Origin of the sequence: Martelella sp. HB161492 (assembly GCF_013184775.1) — a bacterium.
Classification (GTDB): Bacteria; Pseudomonadota; Alphaproteobacteria; order Rhizobiales; family Rhizobiaceae; genus Martelella.
Window position 1 is genome coordinate 240,103 of the sequence record NZ_JAATVV010000001.1, and the last position, 17,799, is coordinate 257,901.

The following is a 17,799-nucleotide window of genomic DNA, read 5'->3' on the forward strand; positions in this document are numbered from 1 at the left end:
CGGCTGGCCAGACGTCAGCCGGTCCTCACCCAATCCGTTCGGGACGGGTGAAGACGGAAAAGCCGTCATGTCTGGCGATGGCAACGAGGGTCATGCCCGCTTTTTCTGCCGTCTCGATCGCAAGCGCCGTGGGCGCGGAAATGGCGATCAGCACAGGCGCGCCAAAGATGGCAGCCTTCTGAACCATCTCGACCGAGAGACGCGATGTCACGACAACCGCGCCATTACCGGCCGTTTCGCCTTTGCGCGCCATCGCACCGATGAGCTTGTCGAGCGCATTGTGCCGCCCGACATCCTCCCGCACCATGACAACACCACGCGCAGGATCGAAAAAGCCCGCACCATGCACCGCGCGCGTTTCGGCGAAGAGCGGCTGATGTGCGGCAAGACCTTCGACGGCCCGATGGACATCGACCGCCGGGATGCGAAAATCCGTTTCGGCGACGGCAGGTACGCTCCGCATCGCCGCATCCAGCGATTCCAGCCCGCACAGCCCGCAGCCAACCGGCCCGGCCATGGACCGCCTGCGCCGGACAAAGGCATCGCCGGGCTCATCGGTAAGCGAAATCTGCAACTCGATCCCGGCTTCGAAGGTCAGCACCTCGATCCCGGTGATCTCGCCGGCGCTGGCAATGATCCCTTCCGTCAGGCTGAAGCCGACGGCGAAATCCTCAAAATCCGCGGGCGTGGCCATCATGACGGCATGGCTCGAACCGCGATAGGACATCGCAATGGCCGTTTCTGCGGCAATGACACGCTCAGCACGGACAGCGCCATTTGCTTTCTGCGCGACGGATGGCATCGCCACGGACACCGGGAGCGCATCTTTGCCCACCAGGTTCATGCCATCACTTTGCGAGCACTGGTCCGTTCCCGCAACATGCTGGCGATCATGCCGAGGCTCGCTGTCAGATCAAGTTCGGTCGTTGCCGAAAGCGAAATCCTGACGGCGGCATGCTCCATCGCTTGACGCCCGATATGGAAGGTGGAACCGGGCGCCACGATGACGCCACGGGCGCGCGCGGCCTGGACAAAGGCCTCTTCACGCATGCCGGATGGCAGCGGCAGCCACAGGTGCAGCGCCCCGGGGCTGGTGCGGTAATCAACGCCACGCAAAGCGGCGGCGGCAATGCCATGACGGCGCTTCAGCGCCATGCGCTGCCAGTTGATCAGCTCCATTGCCGTGCCATCGACAATCCAGCGGCTGGCGATCTCGGCCATGGCCGGCGTTGCAATCCAGCTGGTGGCCAGATGCCGGTTGGCAACCGCAGCCGCATAACGTGGCGGCGCTGCCAGAAACCCGGCTCTCAGCCCTGGAATCGTGTTCTTGGAGAAATCGGTGATATAGAGCGTGCGCTCCGGCGCAAAGGCTGCCAGCGGCGGCTGGCGGTTCTCGATCAACGGACCGAGAACATCATTTTCGATGATGGCGAAATCGCGCCGGCGGGCAATGGCGGTGATGGCCCGGCGGCGCGGCGCGCTCATCAACGCCGCATAGGGACCGGCAACCGAGGGCTGGACAAAGACCGCCCGCAACCGTTTCCGTCCGGCCGCCTGATCAAGCGCCTCGGGGATCAACCCTTCCTCATCCATCGGCAGCGGCTCAAGATCGAAGCCGAGATAACTCGAAAGCGGCTTCAGCATCGGATGGGTCAATTCTTCCGCGGCGACAACGGAACCGGGTGGGGCCACGCCCATCAGCGCTGCCGTGATGCCCTCGCTGGCACCATTGGTAACCGTGATACATTGCGGCGGCGCCTTCAGTCCGCAGGCCGCCAGCCAGTTGGCGCCGACAAGACGATAGCGATTGAACAGCGCATTCGGCATCATCGAGAAGGCCAGCTCCGGCGGCATATCCGCGCCGAGCGCGGAAAAGGCGGCCGAGAACTTCGCCAGACTGCGGCTCTCACAGACGGGCTTCAGGATTGACAGGTCGACCAGATCGCCATTGCGTTCATACATATGAAGCTGTTCGGGCTCGCGCGATTGCGCCCGCACATAAGAACCGCGTCCGACCTCGCCGGTGAGCAGCCCGCGTCGGGTCAGCTCTTCATAAGCGCGGCTGACCGTCTGCACCGAAATCTTCAGATCCGCCGCCATCTGCCGTTGCGGCGGAAGCCGCATGCCGTTGATCAGCAGGCCGTCACGGATCGCGCCGGAAATCTGCTCTGCGAGCGAAAGATAGGCGGGACGGTGGATCAGGCGGGGATTGGGCTTCCAACTTGTCATAGTACGATTGTTGATCGAATTGACCTGACTTGACAAGAAGAATTAATTCAACAGGTTGTGGCTGGCTCCAGCCGCCCGCAGGCTGTCACAGAGCCATGCCGGCTGAATTATGACACCTTGCCCAGATGCTTGATGCGCGTGCAGAGCTTATCGGCAAGCATCAGCGAACCGGCAGCGGCTGCGACCATTTGCGGCAGCGCCAGCCATTCCAGCGTCCAGGCAGCACCTGAGCGTTCCTGCTCGTGCACCAGCGCGGTATGCATGGCCGAAAGATTGGCGGCATTGAAACGGGCCAGCGACACCAGCACCTCGGCTGCCACCGGGTTGCGCTTGCCTTCGATATCGGACGATTCACCGCCCTCGATGAGCTCGATTTCATCCCCCATCTCGGCCAGAAGAGCGACATCCAGACCGAACTTGCCGAGATTACCGGTAATCTGCGACATGCAGGAAGCGAATTCCGCCAGCACGTTGCGCTGGTTCTGCCATTGCGGCGCGTCGATGAGACCGAGAAGATCGGCCAGCGCGGCACGGACTTCGACGCCTTGTTCCGGCAGCTTGTCGAGCGTGCCTGCGGCACCGCCGAACTGCACTGCAAAAAGCTGGCCATCAAGACGAAGCAGGAACTGGCGAAGATAAAGGACCGGTTCGCGCCAGGAGCGCAGCCGGTCCGATACGGTGATCTGCAGAGCGGGCTGCATGCGGGTGCGCCCCATCAGCGGATTGGAACCGAAGCGGGCATCCAGCGTATCAATGCGCTGGAACAGATGATCGAGCCGGTCAAGGAACAGGGACGAGACCGTTGAAAGCCGCATCATCAACGAGGTGTCGATCACATCCTGACTGGTGGCACCGAAATGAACATAGGCCGCCGCATCGCCGCCAACGGCGAGCCTGAGCTGGCGCACCAGATCCGGAACGACAATGCCATCGCGGCTTGTCGCCTGCCTGAGTGAGCCGATATCAGGCGCGAAAGTGGCACAGACGGCGGCAATCCGCTCTGCCGCGTCCTCGGGGATCACACCAACACGCGCCTCAGCCTCGGCGAGCGCCGCCTCAAATGCCAGCATTGCCTTGACCTCGGCGTCGAAGCTGAAGCAGGCGGCAACTTCATCGTCACCGACGAGACCGGACAGAACAGGATGGTCAAAAGCAGAATAGCTCATGGAAAATACGATCAATCATGAAATTCGGCATAAATGACCGGCCTGAAACCCGCCATCACGCCGCAAATGCCACTGGGGCATTGCGTTGGACCCTTGCGCCGCTTTCCATGGCGCAGTCTTGTTAACGCGTAACTTGCGCCAATGAGGCGATTTACGCAAGTAGGATGCAGCGTCTTGTTGCGACGGCGAAGGCCAGCACCTCACCGCGAAAGACCGTGCTGCCCAGCAAAATCGGCAACAAGCCCGGCATAGAATTCAGGCCTTTCGATGCAGGGAATATGCCCGGCGCCGTCGATCACGACAAAACCCGCGCCCGGAATCGCTGCTGCGGTTGCCTTGACCACATCCGGCGGGGTCGAGCTGTCTTCGTCCCCGACAAGGCAGAGCACCGGAACAGAGATGGTCGGTGCCACATCCCGGTAATCTGCATCACGGATCGCCATGCAGGTGGCGACATAGCCTTTCAGCGACTGGCGCACCAGCATGGTCGACAGCCCGGCAATCACCGCATTGTCAGGTCTGCGGAAGGCCGCAGTAAACCAGCGCTCCATGGTGACATCGACCAGACCGGCAATGCCCTCACGGTTCAGCAGTGAAATACGCTCGCTCCAGCTTTCCTGGGTGCCGATCTTCGATGCGGTGTTGGATAGAATGATCGCCGAGACAAGCTCCGGCCGCTTCGCCCACATTGCATGGGCGATCAGCCCGCCGACCGACAGGCCGCAGATGATGGCGGGGCCAAGCTTCAGATGCTGCATCAGCGCGATCAGATCATCGGCATGATCATCGATCGACGGCGGCATTTCGCCAAGATCGGAAAGCCCGTGGCCGCGCTTGTCATAGGTCAGAAACGAGAACCGGTCGACGAGATGCGGGATCATATAGTCCCAGATCCTGAGGTCGGTTCCGAGCGAGTTGATGAGCACGATCAGCGGCTTTTGCGCCGGATCACCATGAAGGCGATAATGGAGCGTGACAGAATTAAGCCGAACGAACTGCATCAGATATCCTCCTCAAGACCTGCGAAAGCCAGCATGCCGCATGGAAACGGCGGCTGCGACTATAGCGCAACCGCCGTGTTCGTTAAGTCATTTCGGACAAGGCCGAAACAACAGGGCCGCGCCATCAGGCCCAGTCGCGAATATCGACGAAATGCCCGGCAATCGCCGCCGCCGCCGCCATGGCCGGCGAGACCAGATGGGTACGGCCCTTATAGCCCTGACGACCTTCGAAATTGCGGTTCGATGTCGAGGCGCAGCGCTCTTCGGGCTTCAACCGGTCATCATTCATGGCCAGACACATGGAACAGCCCGGCTCGCGCCATTCGAAACCGGCCTCGAGGAAAATCTTGTCGAGTCCCTCGGCTTCCGCCTGCTCCTTGACCAGGCCGGAGCCCGGAACGATCATGGCGTTCACGGTCGCGGCAACCTTCTTGCCCTTGGCAACAGCCGCGGCCGCACGCAGATCCTCGATACGGCCATTGGTGCAGGAGCCGATGAAAACGCGGTCCACGGCAACGTCCGTCATCTTGGTGCCCGGCTCGAGCCCCATATATTTCAGCGCCCGCCACTTCGAGGCACGCTTGGTCTCATCAGCGATTTCATCCGGGTTCGGCACGGTCCCGGTCACGGAAACGACATCCTCCGGCGACGACCCCCAGGTGACGATCGGGGGCAGATTGGCGGCATCGAGAACGACGACACGGTCATATTCAGCGCCCTCGTCGGATACAAGCGACGACCAGTAGGCAATCGCACGCTCCAGCGCTTCGCCTTCAGGCGCGCGCGGCCGCGACTTGATATATTCGAATGTCTTCTCATCCGGGGCAATCAGACCGGCGCGGGCGCCGCCCTCGATGGTCATGTTGCAGACCGTCATGCGGCCTTCCATCGACAGCGAGCGGATCGCTTCACCGGCAAATTCGATCACATGGCCCGTACCGCCAGCGGTACCGATCTCACCGATGATGGCGAGGATGATATCCTTGGCTGTCACGCCTTCCGGCAGCTGACCATCAACACGCACCAGCATGTTCTTGGCCTTTTTCTGGATCAGCGTCTGGGTGGCCAGAACATGTTCCACTTCGGAGGTGCCGATGCCATGGGCAAGCGCGCCGAACGCACCATGGGTCGAGGTGTGGCTGTCACCGCAGACGATCGTCATGCCCGGCAGGGTGAAGCCCTGTTCCGGCCCGACGATATGGACGATGCCCTGGCGCTTGTCCTTCTCGGAATAATATTCGACGCCGAATTCTGCGGCATTGCTGGCAAGAGCGGCCACCTGGATGCGGCTCTCCTCATTCTTGATGCCATTGACGCGGTCGGGCGTGGTCGGAACATTGTGGTCGACGACAGCCAGCGTCTTTTGCGGTGCATGCACCTTGCGGCCGGCAATCCGCAGACCTTCGAAGGCCTGCGGCGACGTCACCTCATGCACGAGATGACGGTCGATGTAGAGAAGACAGGTACCATCATCCTGTGCATCCACCAGATGATCGTCCCAGATTTTGTCGTACAGCGTGCGGGCTTTGCTCATGATCGTTTGAACCCTGTTCTGATTGGTATAGCAGGCGTGCGCGACGGAACCGTCGCCGCTGGAAAACCAGCGCGATCAGCTAAGTCGGGCGTTCAAGGCGCCGGAGATCATCGCAAAGAATCGGCTCGGCAGGCGCTTACGGTCCTGCAGAACGAAGGCCCTCACGAAACGGGCGTCTTTGCGGTCTGTCATCCTGATCATGGGCTGCTCATACCAGCTTTCATGACATGCGGCAATTCAAAGATTTCCGCACTTTTTGCGCCACATTTTCGCCATCATCGCCGCTGGCTGCCCGCCGAACCGGGTAAAGCCCGGCGCTCTTGCGTGAATTGACATTAAGCAACTGTTCCCGCTCGATAATCGAAAAACATGACTTGTTAAAACTTAGATTAGCAATATCCACTTTTAACACCACTTACGCGTGCTTCTGTGCAATTCATGGTCGCGGAAATCTGTATAATGCAATGAAATGTGGCGAGATCTGCCTTGCTAATCACACGCAGCTGTCATGAACCGGCCCTAGTTTCCGCGACGTCCGACGAAAGGCGACGTTTCAGATGGGCTGCCGCCAATGCTGACAACAGCAGGGAGCGAGCGGCATTATCGAACGGTCATGCGCCGGGCGATCTGTTCCAACCAGAAACAAGGAAATCCGAATGTCTTTCGTTTCTCGCCGCGCAGCCCTAGCGGCCTGCAGCGCGCTCGCTATCGCCTGTCCGCTCAGCGCCCATGCCGCCGATACCGTCATGCGCAACACGGCAACGCCGATCAAGCATCTGGTGGTGATCTTCCAGGAAAACGTCTCCTTCGACCACTATTTCGCGACCTATCCGAAGGCCGCCAATCCGGATGGCGAACCGGTCTTCACCGCCGCCGCCGATACACCGAACGATATCGACACGCTCGCCCATGCCGGTCTTCTCGACAACAACCCCAACAAGACCAATACGGATAATGGCGATGATGCAGCCGCTCCCTTCCGCCTTGACCGTACCCAGGCTGCCAGCGCTGACCAGAACCACGGCTACACCACAGAGCAGGCCGCCTATAACAACGGCAAGATGGATCTGTTCCCGAAATATACCGGTCGCGGCAGCAAGGGCGGCGCCGGCTCCTTCGGCAGCAAGGGCCAGGTCATGGGCTATTATGACGGCAATACCGTCACGGCGCTGTGGAACTATGCCCAGCATTTCGCCATGAGCGACAATGCCTTTTCCACCCAGTTCGGCCCCTCGACCCCCGGTGCCATCAACCTGATTTCCGGGCAGACCAACGGTATGGCGCTGCCACCGGGCTATCGTCTGGAAAAGGACGGCACCTATGATGGCGGCCGCGTTGTTCCTGACGGCAACGGCAACTGGACGATGATCTCCGACCTCGACCCGACCGGCGACGTCTGCTCCAACCCGAAATATCCAACCGCCCTGATGACCGGCCGGAATATCGGCGACATGATGAATGAGCGTGACATCAGCTGGGGCTTTTTCGAAGGCGGCTTCGATCTGACGCTGACCAATGCCAATGGTACGACCGGCTGTGCACGCACCACCATGTCGGATGTCACCAAATCGGCCGAAGTTGACTACATCCCGCATCACCAGCCGTTCCAGTATTACCCCTCCACCGCCAATCCCGGGCATGTCCGCCCGGCCTCGCCTGCGGTCGTCGGCACCGCTGATGATGGCGGCGCCAATCACCAGTATGACATCCACGATTTCTATGATGCCCTCAAAGCCGGCAACATGCCGACGGTGAGCTTCCTCAAGGCACCGGGCTTTCAGGATGGTCATGCCGGCTATTCCGATCCGCTCGACGAACAGACATTCGTGACCAATGCGGTCAACACGATCGAAGACAGTCCGTTCTGGAAGGATACCGCCATCGTCATCATGTATGACGATTCCGATGGCTGGTACGACCATGCCCAGGCGCTGGTCAATCCGTCCAGCATTCCGGTCGCCGGCTATGATGTCCTCAACGGTGACAAATGTGGCAGCGGCACCCCGCTTCCGGGCGTCTCCGGCCAGCCGGTTCAGGGCCGTTGCGGCTATGGCACACGCCAGCCGCTGCTCGTGATCTCGCCCTATGCCAAGGTCAATTTTGTCGATCACACGCTGACCGACCAGACCTCGGTGATGCGCTTCATCGAAGACAACTGGATGGGCGGTCAGCGTCTCGGCCAGGGCTCCTTCGATGCCATCGCTGGCTCGCTCGACACCATGTTCGACTGGACCAGCGGCGACACGGCTGCACTGAAGCTGGACACCAAGACCGGCCAGGCAATGTAATCCTGAAAGAGGCAAACATGCTGCACCTGTTCAAACGGGTGCAGGTCCTGCCCGCCATCGCACTCGCAGGCCTTGCGCTTGCGGGTGCCGTGGCCGCGCTCGCAGACAGTGACCTGCCCCCGGCCAAAACAATACCGGCTGGCACCGACCAGCCGCCGCTCTCCGCCGTGGCGCACCTCGGCGAAGACATGTTCTTCGACACCAGCCTGTCGGGCTCAGGCGAGATGTCCTGCGCCACCTGCCACGATCCGAAGAACCACTATGCGCCCGCCAACGATCTTGCCGTTCAGCGGGGCGGTGCGAAGCTGGATCAGCCCGGCTACCGCACCGTTCCGACGCTGACCTATGCCTATGAGACCCATCCCTTTTCCATCGGGCCGCTGAGTGCGGCTGAAGAGATCAACGAGGCCGCTCCGATGGCCGTTGCCGCCGGTGGGCAGCAATCCTCTGCCAGTGCGCCGCTTGCCGCCACCGGCTCGACACAGCCCAAGGCAGCCGATCCGGCTTTGGCCGCAGCGGCGCTGGTACCGGAAGGCGGGCTGTTTCGTGACGGACGTGTCGATACGCTGGAGGAACAGGCACATGCGGTGCTGCGCACCCCGTTTGAAATGGCCAATGACAGCGACCATGCGCTCTATCAGCGGATCCGGGCGCATTATGGCGCGCCGATCGCGGCCCTTTTCGGCAAGTCCGTTCTTGATGACGAGAGCATGACCATTGCCGAAGCAGCCTTTGCGCTCGCGCGCTACCAGATGGAAGCGCCGGGCTTTCATGCTTTCGACAGCAAATATGATTTCTACCTGCGCGGCAGAGCAGTGCTCTCACCCGCTGAGGCGCGCGGCCTGAAACTTTTCGACGATCCGGCAAAGGGCAATTGCGCCTCCTGCCATATCGACACGCCCTCGCGCGATGGCCGCCCGCCTATGTTCACCGATTATGAATATGAGGCGCTTGGCGTACCGCGCAATCCGGAAATCCCGGCCAATGCCGATCCGGACTGGCATGACCTCGGCATTTGCGGGCCGATGCGCGATGATGCCTTTGCCAGAGCGCCGGAAAATTGCGGACTGTTCAAAACTCCGACGCTGCGCAATGTCGCCACCCGCCACGCCTTCTTTCACAACGGCCGCTATCACACACTTGAGGACGTGCTGCATTTCTATGTCGAACGCGACACCGATCCAGCGGCATTCTATCCGACAAAGGCCGATGGCACGGTCGACAAATATGACGACCTGCCAGCACAATATCACGGCAATGTCGATGTTATCGACGCACCCTTTGACCGCAAACCCGGCGACCAGCCCGCCCTGGATGAGCAGGAGATCAGGGACATAACAGCCTTCCTCAACACGCTGACAGACGGATATCAGCCGGCGCGGTGACACGGTTCAGCGCGCTGAACGCATCCTTGCCTCCAGCCGGCGTAAAATGAGCGACAATCCGATGGTCAGCAGCAGATAGACATAGGTGACGATCGAATAGGTCTCGAAGAAGCGAAATGACGAGGCGGCATAGACCTTGCCCATCTGGGTGATATCAGCAACGCCCAGCACGGAGACGAGCGAGGAATCCTTCACCATCGAGACGAAGTCATTCGACAGAGGCGGCAATATGGTGCGGATCGCCTGCGGAAAAATGATGAAGCGGAAACGGTGGAACCGGCTGAGGCCAAGTGCCTTGGCGGCTTCGATCTGGCCGATCTCAACCGACTGGAACCCGGCCCGGAAGATTTCCGCGATGAAGGCTGCATAGCCGATCATCAGGGCCAGAATCGCCCGCCACATCAGCGAGAAATCGCGGATGACGAATTTCGTCATCACCCCGGCATCAATCAGCGGTGTGCAGAGCGTGTTGACAAGCGCAATGATCGCCGGCGCCCCGACAAATGCGACATAGAACAACAGCACCAGAATCGGGATGCCGCGAATGATCTCGACATAGAACCGCGCGATCTGCCGGGCGACGAGACTGCCGGAAAGGCCAAGAAGGGCGATGCCAAGCCCCAGAGCCGTCGCCAGCGCGAAGCCGACCAGCGTCACGAAAACGGTAATGCCGATCCCCTTGGCGACAATGCTGAAAACCTCACGGTAAAGGCCGTTTACGGCAATCAGCACGGCGCCCGCGGCCATCAGGAGCGCGAAGGCATAGAGCCACCAGGGACGGTCTTCGCCGGCCGGTCCCGGCATTACTGCCCCATCTTGTAGTCGACAAACCATTTCTGGTTCAGGGCATCCAGCGTACCGTCCGCCTTCATCGCCTCGATCGCCTGATTGACCGGCTCTTCAAGATCGGAGCCGATCGGGAAGATGAAACCGAAATCTTCGGCACCCAGCGGATCACCGGTCAGCTTCAGCGCGCCTGAAGAGGCATTGACATAGCCATGCGCTGCCGTGCTGTCGGTCAGCACCAGATCGACATCACCGATGCGCAACGCCTGAACGGCGGCACCGATGGTTTCATAGAGCTTGATACGCGGATTGGCCTCATCGCCATCGAGAACATCATAGACGGCCGTGTAGAACGGCGTGGTCCCGGCCTGGGTGCCGATCAGACCATCAGACAATTCGGCAAAGCTCGCCGCATTGTCAAACCGGTCCTCGTCGGAACGCACCAGCATCAGCATTTCCGAATGCATGTAGGGCACAGAGAAATCGACCATTTCTGCGCGATCCTCGCGAATGGTGATGCCATTCATCGCCATATCATACTGCCCGTCATGGACCGCCTGAATCATCGTGTCCCAGCTGGCATTTTCGATCTCGACATTGAGGTTGAGGCGTTTGGCAATCTCGGCCACCGCATCATATTCCCAGCCAATGGCCTTGCCCGTCTTCGGATCAATGAATTGCAGCGGCGGATAGGTGTTTTCCGTCACGACCGTGATCGTGCGACCCTGCAGATCCGGCAGGGTACCTGCATTGACCGGCGCAGCAACGGCACCGAGTGACATGAGAGCAAGAGCGCCGGTAAAAAAGGCGCGACGGGAGATCATGAGCCCCTCCAGGATTGTTTTTCGTTCTGCCCCTGAAATGGCACCAGCCATGGCAGGGCAAGGCACCCTTTGGCTCATACGACAAAAGGCGCTTCCAAAGAAGCGCCTTTCACAAGCAAATTGGCAGTCTTGCAGATCTTATTCTGCGTTTTCAGCCTTGGCGGCTTCCTTGGCAGCCTTGGCGGCTTCGCGCTCGGCAGCTGCGATGTCGCGGGCTTCGTCGTTCAGGCGACGGGCGCGAACGCTGCTGTCTTCGGCGATACGGGCAGACTTGCCGCGACGGCCACGCAGGTAATAGAGCTTCGCGCGACGGACCTTACCGCGGCGAACGACTTCTACGCTCTCAACCTGGGGCGAGCAGATCGGGAATACACGCTCAACACCTTCGCCATAGGAGATCTTGCGAACGGTGAAGCTTTCGTTCAGGCCGCCGCCCGAACGGGCGATGCAGACGCCTTCATAGGCCTGCACGCGGGTGCGGTTACCTTCCGTAACGCGGACATTGACGCGAACGGTGTCACCAGCGGAAAATTCAGGAATCTTGCGCAGTTCCTGGATGCGAGCGACTTCTTCAGCTTCGAGCTGTTCGATGATGTTCATCGGTTCAACCTTTTCATTTCTTGCTTCAACAGCCAGAGCGCTCTGCTGGCATCCCTTGGTCAAAGCCGCCGGATGTGTCACATTTTCAGTGACTGGAGCGAATTCGCGGTTCTTCATTCAGGCGACCGGTATCTCCGGTCAGCGCGGGTCCATAACGTAATTCTCCGCCGCTGTCACCCCCTTGCGGCCGATTTATCCGGCAATCACAGCGAATTCACCTCGATTGTCAAATGCGACAGCCCATGCAGCCCCTTGAGCCTGGCGCGATAGACAGCAGCGGGCTTGATAGGATCGGACGAAAGCGTGATGACCGCAGCGCGGTGCCCCGGACCCAGATACCACAGATGAAGATCCACAATACGCCCGCCCTCTTCCTCAACCGCCTTGCGGATCGCCGGCGCGAGATCATCATCCGGCCTCTGATAGTCGACCAGCACAGCGCCCGTATCCCGGATCAGCCCCCAGGACCAGCGCGCAATCACCAGCGCACCGACAATGCCCATGAGCGGATCGAGAAAAGCCCACCCCCAGAGCCGGCCGAAGGAGAGAGCGACAATCGCAAGAACCGAGGTCAGTGCATCGGCCATCACATGGAGGTAGGCAGCGCGCAGATTGTGATCCTTCGCCCCGGCATGATGATGGTGATCATGGCCATGGTGGTGCCCGTGATGATGATCGTGTCCCTCATGAAGGAGAACCGCACAGACAAGATTGACAACCAGTCCAATGATCGCGACGAGAATGGCATCGCCGAAATTGATCCGAACCGGATTATTGAGGCGCATGAGGCTTTCCCAGCCGATCAGAAGTGCGATGAGCGCCAGAACGATGGCACTGCCGAAGGCCGCGAGATCTCCGATCTTGCCCGTCCCGAAGGTGAAGCGCGGATTGTTGGCGTTACGGCGGGCGTAGAGATAAGCGAGGGCTGCAATCAGCATCGCCGCAGCATGGGTCGACATGTGCCAGCCATCCGCCGTCAGCGCCATGGAGCCAAACAGCGATCCACAGACGATCTCCACCACCATCATGGTTGCCGTAATCGCGATGACTGCCCATGTCCGTTTCTCGTTACGGCTATGGTTGTCGCCAAGAAAGACGTGATCGGCGCGGCCAGTCAGCAGCGCAACATTCTCACAGGCACCGTGCTCATGGTCGTGCTCATGGTCATGGTGATGGTCGTGGTCGTGGTCGTGGTCGTGGTCGTGGTCGTGGTCGTGGTCGTGGTCGTGAGGGTGCGGGTGATCGTGGCTCATTTCAAGTAGCGCCTTATGACGTCCATGAGTTCATCAGCGCCGGCAGCACTCTGCTCATTGCCGGGTGACATGGGGGTGACCACATGCTCACGCATATGATCCTCGATCAGTTCCAGTGTCAGCCCGTTGGCCGCCCCGCGCACCGAAGCGACGAGGTTCAGGATATCGACGCAAGGGGCGCCGGCCTCGAGCTGCCGTTCGACCGCCTCGATCTGCCCTTTGAGCCGCCTGACCCGGGCCAGAAGCTTTGCCTTGTTGTGCTGTGTATGTGACATAGGATAGGAGGGTACCCTATATCGATGAAGGTTGCAATGGCACATGATCACCACTGCCGGCCAACAGGCATCAGCGGTTCCGGCTGTCCCATTCCTGGCGGAGCATCGCCATCATGCCCGTGTTCCAGCGCTCCACGCCGAAGCGTGCAGATGAGCGGCGCACGCCTTCCAGCTGAAAGCCAGCTGCCTGATAGGCATGGATCGCCGATGCATTGAAATCATAGACATTGAGCTCGACACGCATGATCGCCCGGTCGCCGAAAGCCCTGTCCAGAAGTGCAGCAAGCATGGGACGCGAAAGCCCCCTGCCACGCTCTTGCGGCGCAATCGCAATCCGGCACAGCCGCGCCACACCATCCTCGCGGTCGAATACGATCTGGCCGTGCCCGACTACAGCTGCCCCCCTGATCGCCGAGTAAAGCATCCAGCCTGGCACTTCACCATCACCAAGCGCGCGCATCTCGGACAGCTGAGCATCATCGAGCGGGAAGGAAAGACGCGTACCGCCCCATTGTGCCAGCGCCCGTGCATCGGGAAACCAGCCGCACAGCACGGCGAAATGATCTGCGCTGAAGGGGATCAGGCGCAGCTCCTCAGCCATTGTCATCATCCTGCGACAGGAGATCCGGACGCCGTTCCGCCGTCAGTTTCAGCGCTTCTTCATGCCGCCATCTGTCAATCGCAGCATGATTGCCGGATGTCAGCACATCCGGGATCGTCCGCCCTTCCCATTCGGCCGGCCTTGTATAATGCGGATGTTCGAGCAGCCCGTTCTCGAAGCTTTCATGGGTGCCGGATTCGGAATTGCCCATCACGCCCGGCAATACCCGCACGACGGCATCCAGCAGCGTCAGCGCCGCCGGCTCCCCGCCCGACAGGATGTAATCGCCGATCGAAACCTCTTCGAGCGCGCGCGCATCGATCACCCGCTGGTCGACACCTTCGAAGCGCCCGCAGATGATAACAGCACCCGGCCCCTCGGCCAGCGCACGCACACGCGCCTGGGTCAGCGGTCGCCCGCGCGGGCTCATCAACAGGCGCGGCCTGCCGTCTTCGCCCGAAACCGCATCGATGGCAGCCCCGAGAATATCGGCACGCAGCACCATGCCAGCGCCGCCGCCAGACGGCGTGTCGTCAACGCTTCTGTGCCTGTCAGTGGCAAAATCACGGATATTGACGGCATCGAGCGACCATTGGCCACGCTCAAGCGCCCGCCCCGCCAGCGACAGTCCGAGATGCCCCGGAAACATTTCAGGGTAAAGCGTGAGGATCGTGGCCTTGAAGGTCATCGATCAGGCGCCGTTGCCGCCGGAAAACCCGTCATCACTATCATCATTATGGTCGATCAGACCCGCAGCCGTCGGATCGACGAGGATCCGCTTTGCTTCGAAATCAACCTCCAGCACGGCCTGCTCATTGAAGGGGATCAGCACCGGCCGGCGGCCAGGCCCCTTCAGCTCCAGCAGATCGCCGGCACCGAAATCGAAAATCGCGCTGACAGAGCCATAGCCGTTCCCGTCGGCATCGAAGACTTCGAGCCCTTCCAGATCGGCGTAGAAATACTCGTCATCGTCCAGCTCATCGTCGGGCAGGTTGTCGCGCTCAAGATAGAGCGACAGCCCGCGAAGCGTTTCTGCCGCGTTGCGATCATTCACGCCGCGAAAGCGGATCACCACCATGTTGTTCTTGCCGGGACGGATCTCGAGCACTTCGAAGACGCGACCATCCTCAGCGTGAAGATTGCCGTAATCACCAACGGAAAGCGGGTTACCGGTAAAACAGCGCACACGCACATCGCCACGCAACCCCTGCGCTGCGCCGATGGTCGCCATGAGAACCGGATCCTTAAGCTTGGTCATATCCTTGTCCGCCACGTCTTTTCATCCGCCTGCTTCTAGAACGCCAGAATGGCAGAGTAAACGTTTTTTGCCACGATTGGTGGCCTCTCATCAAAACGAAACGGACCGCACGGCAAGCGCGCGATCCGTCGAAAGCTCAAGTCGCACACCGGCCATGCCGGCGATCAGACTTATTCGGAAGCTTCAGCAGCGGCCTCGGCGGCGGCGGCGGCAGCTTCTTCAGCCTTCTGCTTCTTCTCGGCTTCGCGCTCGATGGCCTTCTTGCCCGGCTTTGCCTTGTTCGGGTTCGAACGCTCGGCACGCTCGGTCAGGCCAGCCTCGGCCAGGAAGCGCAGAACGCGATCGGTCGGCTGCGCGCCGGTCGACAGCCAGTACTTGGCGCGCTCGGCGTCGAAGACAACACGCTCGGCCGAATCCTTCGGCAGCATCGGGTTCCAGTGGCCGAGCTTTTCGAGGAAGCGGCCGTCACGCGGTGCGCGCTCGTCAGCAACGACGATATGGTAGTAAGGACGCTTCTTGGAACCGCCACGGGCGAGACGAATTTTCAGTGCCATTGTAATTCTCCTTCAAGGCATTTCACCGCTTCGTGGGCGGTTCTGTTCTTATGTTCGTTGCATTTCAGGGCGAAAGGACATGTCGGCGCCTTCCGCCAGTTTCAGTTCAGCCACCGTGTTCGGCAGCTATCTGCTCATGATGCCGGATCACTTCCTTGATGATGAAATTCAGGAAGGTTTCGGCGAAATCGGGATCAAGGTCGGCGCTTTTGGCCAGCGCCCTGAGCCTTGCAATCTGCGCTTCCTCGCGCGCCGGATCAGCCGGCGGAAGATCATGCATGGCTTTGAGATGTCCGACTGCCTTGGTGCAGCGGAACCGTTCGGCCAGAACATGCACCAGTGCGGCATCGAGATTGTCGATCGACTGGCGATACTGGGTCAGTTGTTCCTTGACCTTGGGATCAATCATTTCTTCTTCCCCTTGCCGAGACCCGGCATGCCGCCAAGACCGGGCAGTTTCGGCCCGCCAAGCCCCGGAAGCCCGCCCGGCAGACCACCGCCGGGAAGCCCGGCCATGCCACCGCCAAGGCCGGAGCCTTCTGCCTGTTTCTGCAGTTCGGCAAGCTGGCGCGCGTCGAGCTTGGACAGATCCGGCATACCGCCGCCCATGCCGCCAAGGCCCATCTTGCCGCCCAGTGCACCCATCATCTTCTGCATGGCACCGGCGCCCTTGCCCTTGCCGCCCATGGCCTTCATCATGTCGGCCATCTGGCGATGCATCTTCAGAAGCTTGTTGATATCGGCAGCCGACGTGCCGGAACCGGCCGCGATACGCTGCTTGCGCGAATGCTTCAGCACATCCGGATTGGAGCGTTCCTGCCGGGTCATCGACGAGATGATGGCGAGCTGGCGCTTGAACACGGAATCATCAAGACCGGCGGCCGCCATCTTGTCCTTCATCCCGGACATGCCGGGCATCAGCCCCATGATGCCGCCCATGCCGCCCATCTTCTGCATCTGCTTCAGCTGCTCGGCGAGATCGTTCATGTCGAACTTGCCCTTGGCCATCTTCTGGGCCATGGCCTGCGCCTTTTCGGCGTCGATCGTCTCGGCCGCCCTTTCGACCAGGCTGACAATGTCGCCCATGCCGAGAATGCGGTCAGCAATGCGCTTGGGATGAAACTCCTCCAGCGCATCCATCTTTTCGCCGGTACCGATCAGCTTGATCGGCTTGCCCGTCACGGCGCGCATCGAGAGCGCTGCACCGCCACGTCCGTCGCCATCCATACGGGTCAGAACCAGACCGGTAATGCCGACACGCTCATCGAAGTTGCGGGCCAGATTGACGGCGTCCTGACCGGTCAGGCTGTCGGCCACCAGCAGGATTTCATGCGGGTTCGACTGCTTGCGAATGTCGGCCATCTCGACCATCAGCGGCTCGTCGATATGGGTCCGCCCGGCGGTGTCGAGGATCACGACATCATGGCCGCCAAGCTTTGCGGCCTGCACGGCGCGCTTGGCAATCGCCACGGGATCCTGTCCGGCAATCACCGGCAGCGTATCGATACCGGTCTGGACGCCAAGCTGCTTGAGCTGCTCCTGGGCCGCGGGGCGACGCGTATCGAGCGAGGCCATCAGCACTTTCTTGCGATCACGCTTGGAAAGCCGGCTGGCAATCTTGCCCGTTGTGGTCGTTTTACCAGATCCCTGGAGACCAACCATCATGATCACGACCGGGGCCGGGGCATTCAGATCAATGGTGACGCCTTCGGCGCCCAGCATGTCGACCAGCTCGTCATGGACGATCTTGACGACCATCTGGCCAGGCTTGATCGACTTCAGAACATCCGCGCCGACAGCCTTTTCGCGCACACGCTCGGTGAAGGCACGCACGACCTCCAGCGCAACGTCGGCTTCCAGCAGCGCACGGCGCACTTCACGCAGTGCAGCCGCAACATCGGCTTCCGAAAGCGAGCCGCGGCCGGTCAGTCCCTTGAGGACGGAACCAAGGCGGTCCTGGAGGTTTTCAAACATACCTGTCTTCCCTTGTCGTTTCGGCTGATCCCAGACGAAACGTTGGCATCCCTGCCGCCAAATGCAAGACG

The 17,799-nt window shown here is 60.6% G+C and carries 18 protein-coding genes; 2 read left to right on the forward strand and 16 right to left on the reverse strand.

Features of this window, described 5'->3' with window-relative positions:
- Positions 1-25 precede the first annotated feature (25 nt).
- The 5 genes from fdhD to leuC form a co-directional block, all read right to left on the reverse strand.
- Complete coding sequence (gene fdhD, locus HCK86_RS01095; protein ID WP_246739404.1) at positions 26-844, reverse strand: formate dehydrogenase accessory sulfurtransferase FdhD; 819 nt, start codon at positions 842-844, stop codon at positions 26-28.
- Positions 841-2,229, reverse strand: a complete 1,389-nt coding sequence (locus HCK86_RS01100; RefSeq protein ID WP_176082623.1) for a PLP-dependent aminotransferase family protein — start codon at positions 2,227-2,229, stop codon at positions 841-843. Before HCK86_RS01100 ends, fdhD begins: the two co-directional genes overlap by 4 nt.
- Positions 2,230-2,336: 107 nt before the next feature.
- The gene (locus HCK86_RS01105; protein WP_176082624.1) at positions 2,337-3,395 is read right to left on the reverse strand and encodes a 3-carboxy-cis,cis-muconate cycloisomerase; all 1,059 of its coding nucleotides are present in this window, start codon (positions 3,393-3,395) and stop codon (positions 2,337-2,339) included.
- A gap of 200 nt (positions 3,396-3,595) precedes the next feature.
- Positions 3,596-4,396, reverse strand: a complete 801-nt coding sequence (pcaD, locus tag HCK86_RS01110; protein WP_176082625.1) for a 3-oxoadipate enol-lactonase — start codon at positions 4,394-4,396, stop codon at positions 3,596-3,598.
- 124 nt (positions 4,397-4,520) lie between these two features.
- Positions 4,521-5,930, reverse strand: a complete 1,410-nt coding sequence (gene leuC, locus HCK86_RS01115) for a 3-isopropylmalate dehydratase large subunit (protein WP_176082626.1) — start codon at positions 5,928-5,930, stop codon at positions 4,521-4,523.
- Positions 5,931-6,586: 656 nt separating this feature from the next.
- Between leuC and HCK86_RS01120 the strand changes: the two genes are divergently transcribed.
- Positions 6,587-8,218, forward strand: a complete 1,632-nt coding sequence (locus HCK86_RS01120; protein WP_176082627.1) for an alkaline phosphatase family protein — start codon at positions 6,587-6,589, stop codon at positions 8,216-8,218.
- 17 nt (positions 8,219-8,235) lie between these two features.
- Complete coding sequence (locus HCK86_RS01125; protein WP_176082628.1) at positions 8,236-9,603, forward strand: cytochrome c peroxidase; 1,368 nt, start codon at positions 8,236-8,238, stop codon at positions 9,601-9,603.
- A gap of 6 nt (positions 9,604-9,609) precedes the next feature.
- Here HCK86_RS01125 and HCK86_RS01130 read toward each other — a convergent pair whose 3' ends face one another.
- The 11 genes from HCK86_RS01130 to ffh form a co-directional block, all read right to left on the reverse strand.
- On the reverse strand, positions 9,610-10,407 hold the full coding sequence (locus tag HCK86_RS01130) for an amino acid ABC transporter permease (RefSeq protein WP_176082629.1): 798 nt from the start codon (positions 10,405-10,407) through the stop codon (positions 9,610-9,612).
- A complete protein-coding gene (locus HCK86_RS01135) occupies positions 10,407-11,213 on the reverse strand; it encodes a transporter substrate-binding domain-containing protein (protein WP_176082630.1) in 807 nt (268 codons plus the stop codon). The genes HCK86_RS01130 and HCK86_RS01135 overlap by 1 nt, the downstream gene beginning before the upstream one ends.
- A gap of 138 nt (positions 11,214-11,351) precedes the next feature.
- On the reverse strand, positions 11,352-11,813 hold the full coding sequence (gene rplS, locus HCK86_RS01140) for a 50S ribosomal protein L19 (RefSeq protein WP_210259780.1): 462 nt from the start codon (positions 11,811-11,813) through the stop codon (positions 11,352-11,354).
- Between the two features lie 203 nt (positions 11,814-12,016).
- Positions 12,017-13,066 carry a CDF family Co(II)/Ni(II) efflux transporter DmeF gene (gene dmeF / locus HCK86_RS01145; protein ID WP_176082631.1) on the reverse strand — a complete coding sequence of 350 codons (1,050 nt, stop codon included), beginning with the start codon at positions 13,064-13,066 and terminating at the stop codon, positions 12,017-12,019.
- On the reverse strand, positions 13,063-13,341 hold the full coding sequence (locus HCK86_RS01150; protein WP_176082632.1) for a metal/formaldehyde-sensitive transcriptional repressor: 279 nt from the start codon (positions 13,339-13,341) through the stop codon (positions 13,063-13,065). Before HCK86_RS01150 ends, dmeF begins: the two co-directional genes overlap by 4 nt.
- 70 nt (positions 13,342-13,411) lie before the next feature.
- Positions 13,412-13,942 (reverse strand): GNAT family protein, encoded by a 531-nt coding sequence (locus tag HCK86_RS01155; RefSeq protein WP_176082633.1) that lies wholly within the window; start codon positions 13,940-13,942, stop codon positions 13,412-13,414.
- Positions 13,935-14,630, reverse strand: a complete 696-nt coding sequence (gene trmD, locus HCK86_RS01160; protein WP_176082634.1) for a tRNA (guanosine(37)-N1)-methyltransferase TrmD — start codon at positions 14,628-14,630, stop codon at positions 13,935-13,937. The genes HCK86_RS01155 and trmD overlap by 8 nt, the downstream gene beginning before the upstream one ends.
- 3 nt (positions 14,631-14,633) lie before the next feature.
- A complete protein-coding gene (gene rimM, locus HCK86_RS01165) occupies positions 14,634-15,200 on the reverse strand; it encodes a ribosome maturation factor RimM (RefSeq protein WP_176082635.1) in 567 nt (188 codons plus the stop codon).
- Positions 15,201-15,370: 170 nt separating this feature from the next.
- The gene (gene rpsP, locus HCK86_RS01170) at positions 15,371-15,754 is read right to left on the reverse strand and encodes a 30S ribosomal protein S16 (RefSeq protein WP_176082636.1); all 384 of its coding nucleotides are present in this window, start codon (positions 15,752-15,754) and stop codon (positions 15,371-15,373) included.
- Positions 15,755-15,860: 106 nt separating this feature from the next.
- On the reverse strand, positions 15,861-16,163 hold the full coding sequence (locus tag HCK86_RS01175) for a chorismate mutase (RefSeq protein ID WP_176082637.1): 303 nt from the start codon (positions 16,161-16,163) through the stop codon (positions 15,861-15,863).
- Positions 16,160-17,728 carry a signal recognition particle protein gene (gene ffh, locus HCK86_RS01180; protein WP_176082638.1) on the reverse strand — a complete coding sequence of 523 codons (1,569 nt, stop codon included), beginning with the start codon at positions 17,726-17,728 and terminating at the stop codon, positions 16,160-16,162. The genes HCK86_RS01175 and ffh overlap by 4 nt, the downstream gene beginning before the upstream one ends.
- Positions 17,729-17,799: the final 71 nt, after the last annotated feature.

Bases quoted from the DNA above. Each gene is read 5' to 3' on its own strand.
- HCK86_RS01120 (WP_176082627.1), top strand. From the start codon at position 6,587: ATGTCTTTCGTTTCTCGCCGCGCAGCCCTAGCGGCCTGCAGCGCGCTC.
- trmD (WP_176082634.1), bottom strand. From the start codon at position 14,630: ATGACCTTCAAGGCCACGATCCTCACGCTTTACCCTGAAATGTTTCCG.
- pcaD (WP_176082625.1), bottom strand. From the start codon at position 4,396: ATGCAGTTCGTTCGGCTTAATTCTGTCACGCTCCATTATCGCCTTCAT.
- HCK86_RS01175 (WP_176082637.1), bottom strand. From the start codon at position 16,163: ATGATTGATCCCAAGGTCAAGGAACAACTGACCCAGTATCGCCAGTCG.
- HCK86_RS01105 (WP_176082624.1), bottom strand. From the start codon at position 3,395: ATGAGCTATTCTGCTTTTGACCATCCTGTTCTGTCCGGTCTCGTCGGT.
- HCK86_RS01155 (WP_176082633.1), bottom strand. From the start codon at position 13,942: ATGGCTGAGGAGCTGCGCCTGATCCCCTTCAGCGCAGATCATTTCGCC.
- fdhD (WP_246739404.1), bottom strand. From the start codon at position 844: ATGAACCTGGTGGGCAAAGATGCGCTCCCGGTGTCCGTGGCGATGCCA.
- leuC (WP_176082626.1), bottom strand. From the start codon at position 5,930: ATGAGCAAAGCCCGCACGCTGTACGACAAAATCTGGGACGATCATCTG.
- dmeF (WP_176082631.1), bottom strand. From the start codon at position 13,066: ATGAGCCACGATCACCCGCACCCTCACGACCACGACCACGACCACGAC.
- HCK86_RS01150 (WP_176082632.1), bottom strand. From the start codon at position 13,341: ATGTCACATACACAGCACAACAAGGCAAAGCTTCTGGCCCGGGTCAGG.
- ffh (WP_176082638.1), bottom strand. From the start codon at position 17,728: ATGTTTGAAAACCTCCAGGACCGCCTTGGTTCCGTCCTCAAGGGACTG.
- rplS (WP_210259780.1), bottom strand. From the start codon at position 11,813: ATGAACATCATCGAACAGCTCGAAGCTGAAGAAGTCGCTCGCATCCAG.
- rimM (WP_176082635.1), bottom strand. From the start codon at position 15,200: ATGACCAAGCTTAAGGATCCGGTTCTCATGGCGACCATCGGCGCAGCG.
- rpsP (WP_176082636.1), bottom strand. From the start codon at position 15,754: ATGGCACTGAAAATTCGTCTCGCCCGTGGCGGTTCCAAGAAGCGTCCT.
- HCK86_RS01130 (WP_176082629.1), bottom strand. From the start codon at position 10,407: ATGCCGGGACCGGCCGGCGAAGACCGTCCCTGGTGGCTCTATGCCTTC.
- HCK86_RS01135 (WP_176082630.1), bottom strand. From the start codon at position 11,213: ATGATCTCCCGTCGCGCCTTTTTTACCGGCGCTCTTGCTCTCATGTCA.
- HCK86_RS01125 (WP_176082628.1), top strand. From the start codon at position 8,236: ATGCTGCACCTGTTCAAACGGGTGCAGGTCCTGCCCGCCATCGCACTC.
- HCK86_RS01100 (WP_176082623.1), bottom strand. From the start codon at position 2,229: ATGACAAGTTGGAAGCCCAATCCCCGCCTGATCCACCGTCCCGCCTAT.